This window comes from Bacteroides sp. AM44-19 (assembly GCF_003603395.1).
Taxonomy (GTDB): Bacteria; Bacteroidota; Bacteroidia; order Bacteroidales; family Bacteroidaceae; genus Bacteroides; species Bacteroides uniformis.
Map to the genome: position 1 here is coordinate 999,003 of NZ_QTNB01000001.1, position 4,703 is coordinate 1,003,705.

At 46.3% G+C, this 4,703-nt stretch carries 5 protein-coding genes; all 5 read right to left on the reverse strand.

Annotated elements, in window-relative coordinates; all coding sequences use genetic code 11:
- Nucleotides 1-134: TraL conjugative transposon family protein (locus DW947_RS04530; RefSeq protein WP_119958460.1), on the reverse strand; the 134-nt coding region annotated here is incomplete at its 3' end.
- A gap of 6 nt (nucleotides 135-140) precedes the next feature.
- Complete coding sequence (traK, locus tag DW947_RS04535; RefSeq protein ID WP_004308925.1) at nucleotides 141-764, reverse strand: conjugative transposon protein TraK; 624 nt, start codon at nucleotides 762-764, stop codon at nucleotides 141-143.
- 31 nt (nucleotides 765-795) lie between these two features.
- Nucleotides 796-1,800, reverse strand: a complete 1,005-nt coding sequence (gene traJ / locus DW947_RS04540) for a conjugative transposon protein TraJ (RefSeq protein WP_005809199.1) — start codon at nucleotides 1,798-1,800, stop codon at nucleotides 796-798.
- Between the two features lie 3 nt (nucleotides 1,801-1,803).
- Nucleotides 1,804-2,340, reverse strand: coding sequence for a conjugal transfer protein TraI (locus tag DW947_RS04545; protein ID WP_119958454.1), 537 nt, complete (start codon nucleotides 2,338-2,340; stop codon nucleotides 1,804-1,806).
- Nucleotides 2,333-4,138: a reverse transcriptase/maturase family protein gene (locus DW947_RS04550; RefSeq protein ID WP_025066979.1), complete on the reverse strand. Its 1,806-nt coding sequence runs from the start codon at nucleotides 4,136-4,138 to the stop codon at nucleotides 2,333-2,335. Before DW947_RS04550 ends, DW947_RS04545 begins: the two co-directional genes overlap by 8 nt.
- Nucleotides 4,139-4,703 lie beyond the last annotated feature (565 nt).

A 4,703-nucleotide genomic window follows, 5' to 3' on the forward strand; every position in this document is an offset into this window, starting at 1 on the left:
ATCGCCAGCACGATGCGTTTGCGTGTCTTCGGGGGCAAACCGTCCAGATAGCCTTTGAGCCTTGCCACCAGCATTTTCTTTTTGTCGTGGATCCTCCAGTACGCACGCCAAAATGATTTTCTGATTTTCTTCATATCCGTTTACCTTTTGATGGTTTGTAAATCCTTGTTCTCGATGATGGTGAATCCCTCGATGGTGAAACCGTTGGGATTGTCGTCCGAACGGGACGAGTTCAAGAGGCGGCACGTGGTCACGAGGCTGCGCTCGGTGACGTTGCTTTGCCGGATGATCTTCTGTGTGGCGTAGGTCACGGCACGGTAGGGATAGCCGTTGAAGTCGCATACCACGCTGTCCACCTTCAGCACCTGATTGATGTTTCCGGCGATGATGCGGTTGTAGTATCCCTTCTCGGCGAAGTCCGAATAGTAGTTGTACACGCTTTTGTCTGCCAGCAGCAGGGCGCGTTTCACGTTATGCTCTATCGCGCTCTTTTCGGGTGAGAGTGTGAAGAAAAGCTCGTGGAAGCGGCGCACGTGTTCCCTTGCCTCCGCCGGACGATTCTGCGACAAGTCCTGCGAGAGAGCCAGCATCAGCGACTTGCCGTTGTCCAGCACGTAAATCTTTTCCCGTTGCCGCTCCGCGAAGCGGTAGGAACTCCACACGCTCCATACCGTTATTACGGCACACAACGAGAGGAAGACGATACCGAACAGGCGTATCTGCCTGAACGATGATTCGATGTTTTTAAGTGACTTAAATTCCATTGTTATTTATTCGTTTTTAATTGTCAGTTGATTATTTCAGCAGTTTCCCGGCACGTCCGACCACGTTTCCTGCGGTTGCACCCGCCACGCTGCCCGCCATGCTTCCGGCTCGTCCTGCCGTCTGGTTCACGTTGCGACCGTAGCTTCCCATGCCTCCGGCTTGGATAATCCAGCCTGCTACCGTGGGGATGGTGAAATAGCCGATGATTCCTATGATCATGAAGACGATATACACACCGTCGCTCGAATCCAGCGAGAAGTTCGGGTCAGCCTGCATGCGCTCGATGTCGCTTTGCAGCATCAGCACCTGAATCTTCGCCAGTATGGTGCTGAACATATCCGACACGGGCAGCCACAGATAAACCTGTATGTAGCGGCATATCCACTGTGTGAGTGTACTTTGAAAGCCGTCCCATACCGATATGGCGAAGGCTATCGGACCGAGTATCGCCAGCACCACGAGAAAAAAGGTGCGGATGGTGTCTATCACGAGGGCGGCGGCTTGGAACATCAGTTCCAGTATCTCGCGGAAGAAATCGCGGATGCCTTTCTTCATGTTGTACATCCCACGTTCGATATACATTCCCGCCATCGTTACCATGTCGCCGGGCGACCAGCCCAGTTCCTCCAGCTGTTTGTCAAACTCCTCGTTTGACACAAGGTAGGCGGTTTCGGGGTTGCGCATCATCGCCTCGTATTCCAGTTTGTCTTTCTGCTCACGGTACTGGTTCATGTCCAGCGTTTCCGCCTCCAGCATCTTTGCCGTGCCCTGCACAACGGGCGACATGATACTGTTTATCGTGCCTAATACCACCGTCGGGAAGAACATGATGCACAAGCCTATCGCAAAGGGGCGGAGCATGGGGAACACGTCTATCGGTTCGGCTCTCGCCAGCGACTGCCACACCCGGTAGGCGACGTAGAACAGCGCACCCAGCCCGGCGATGCCTTTCGCCACGCCCGCCATGTCCCCGCATAGCGGCATCATCTGCTCGTAGAGCGAGCGCAGAATCTGGTGAAGGTTGTCGAAATTCATAGGCTACCAGTATCTTTCGTTCATGTTCCCGTACAGCCCCATGATGCGGTCGAGGTCGTTCTTCTTCTTCGCCCGCAGGTAGCTCACGCTGATGTTCTTGTTGGTGTAGTAGCTCACGAGGTTGCGGTAATGCTTCATCTTGGAGTAGCAGCGTTCCACCACATCCATGCGCTCCTTGTCCGTCATGGAGAGCGTGGTGATGTTCACCACGTTCCTCAGCTCCGTCAGCACGTCGTTGGATTCCTCCAACAGCTTGGTGTAGCCAAAGGCGATGGCTCCCAGTTCCTCCACCGTGAAGTTGTCGTCACGCATCATCCTCTGGAAGCTGGTCACATAGGTGTCGGTGATGTCACCCACCATCAGGATGGTCTGCTGCACCTTCCGGGCGTCCTTTACCAGATTGTTCACGGATTTGAGTGGTAGGCTAAGCATCCAACGCCCTGCCGTATTACTACGGTGGGTTTTCGGAAGCTCGCCCCCAAACCGGACGTACACGTCTCCGCGTATCCGGCTTTCTACTAATAATATCAATCTATTCATTGTTACTGAGTTTTTTGTAACACTTACCACATATGGCAATAGTCTTTCGTTTGCGAGCCATCATTTGTTTTTCGCAGGTAGTTTTCCCTTGAAGATTTTTTAATTTTCTCACATGGTGCATCACTAACTTATCGACTACTCCACATAATTCACATTTTTCCGCTTTCAGCCTATCTATAAGACTTGTGTTTGTAGGATGATATGTGAATTTGGGCAAGTTGTCTAAATCCTTAATGTTCATTGGATTTTTCTTTTTGAACCCACCATGATAAAAGGTCAAGTCTTTGGCAGTACCGTTCTTTAAATAGTATCTAACTGAAAAAAGTCCATTCTTGGTGTACTTTTTTCGGATTTGCGACATCGTTGTCCGATATTTCTGCGCAAATGTTTTGTACATACTATATTTCATGATATACCCAAGTTTTGACAGACTACTACAATTATTAGCCAAACAATAGTAATTGTAAATGCCCTTTATTTCCTTGTTGTACCTGTCAAGTATCTCAAAGTCATTGTTGTTTGAAAGTTTGGGACGGGATTTTGCTTTCCAATACTCCTTGCCGTTGTGTATCTTTATTTCTAAAACACGATATTCGAGCAACTTTTTCTTAAACGTATCCTTTCCAAGTGCCAATTGTATCCTCTTATTGAAGACACGTCTTAGTACTCCGTATTTGCTTCTTTTGGTGTCATTGGATTTCCTTACAAAAATCTCATATCCGAGAAATTTTGCAGCGTTTTCAGCATGGGTGATAAGTGTTTTCTCATCGGACAGTGTAAGAGCCAACTTTTCATAGAGGAAGTTCTTTATGTCCTCTTTGATGATGATAGCATCTTGTTTACTGCCAATGATTCCAATTAGAAAATCATCCGCATATCTCACGTATTTGAGTTTTCTGTAGTTCATATCCATTTCGTCACCATCAGAATACTGCAAACCTTCTTTTTGATAAGCCTTATATTGTCTTATCAATTCTGACCTTTCATTTTTGTCTTTTACCACTTTCAACTTTTTCAGAATACGGTGTCGTTTGCCTTCAAGTGATACTGCCTGTTTGGTTCTTTTCCGTTCTTTCCCCTTATCAAATTTTTCAGTGTATTCCTTCATGAATTTATCCAACTTATCAAGGTATATGTTTGCCAAGATAGGGCTGACAATTCCGCCTTGCGGTGTTCCGCTGTAGGAGTTATGAAAGTTCCAGTCTTCGATATATCCTGCATTCAGAAATTTTCTAATCAAGCGAATAAATCTTTCGTCAGCGATACGTTCTTTCAGAATACCTATCAGTATCTCATGATTGATATTGTCGAAAAATCCCTTAATATCACCTTCTACGAACCATTTCACGCCCGAAAATGTCTTCTGAATATCAGACAAGGCAGTGTGGCAGCTTCTTAGGGGTCGGAAGCCATGCGACGTTTTTTCAAACTGTCTTTCATAGATGGCTTCCAATATCATTCTGACCACTTCCTGCAATAATTTATCGTTAAAAGCTGGTACACCTAATGGACGCATTTTCCCATTTTTCTTTGGGATATACACCCGTTTTGAGGGTTGGGGCTGATAACTCTCATCTTTCAACGATGTTATCAGTTGTTCAATTCGGTTCAGGCTCATTTGGTCAATGGTTTTCCCATCTGCACCTGCTGTCATATTGCCCGGTTTCGCATATATGCGTTGGTAGGCAACGTAATACATTTCCTCATTGAAAAAGATACGGTACAAGCGTTCGAACTTGTAATTCAAATTTTCACTGTGTTCCGTTAGACTGTTTAATACATACTCTGGACTTCTCATAATGTCTCTCACATTTTCCGTTATTTGCATTAAAATTATTAGCTGCTTCCCTTCGCCATGTACAGGGCTTTCCCCTGCTCAGACTACTACGGAAGCTCCGTTGCCTTGTCGGATTTTCATAGGTCTGTACCTAATAGCCTTGCGGCGTTCCGATTTAGGCAATCCCCGTTTACGATATAATAACATGGCTATGATAGATTATCGGATATGACTTCCGCCCGTTACCGCTTACTGCGGTTGTGCCGTAATTTGTTCCTGCCTCTACTACACGACGCTCGCAACAGAGGTATTACGGTATAGCGAGTTAAGTTATCTTTCACTATAAAACATACTGGGTTCACTTGGACTATCATTCAATCAGTTTGGATTTTATCCTCGTATCTATCTGTTTCATCTCACCATTCAGTTGCAATTTGATAACTAATTGACTTATGGCTTTCCAGCGTGCTATACTCCCTGCCGTCCTTTCGTGGGCAGATAAGCTGGTGATGATAGGTAAATATTGGAACACTTACCTAATAGCTTGCCAATGCTATATTTATTATATCGCCTATACGGGCGCACC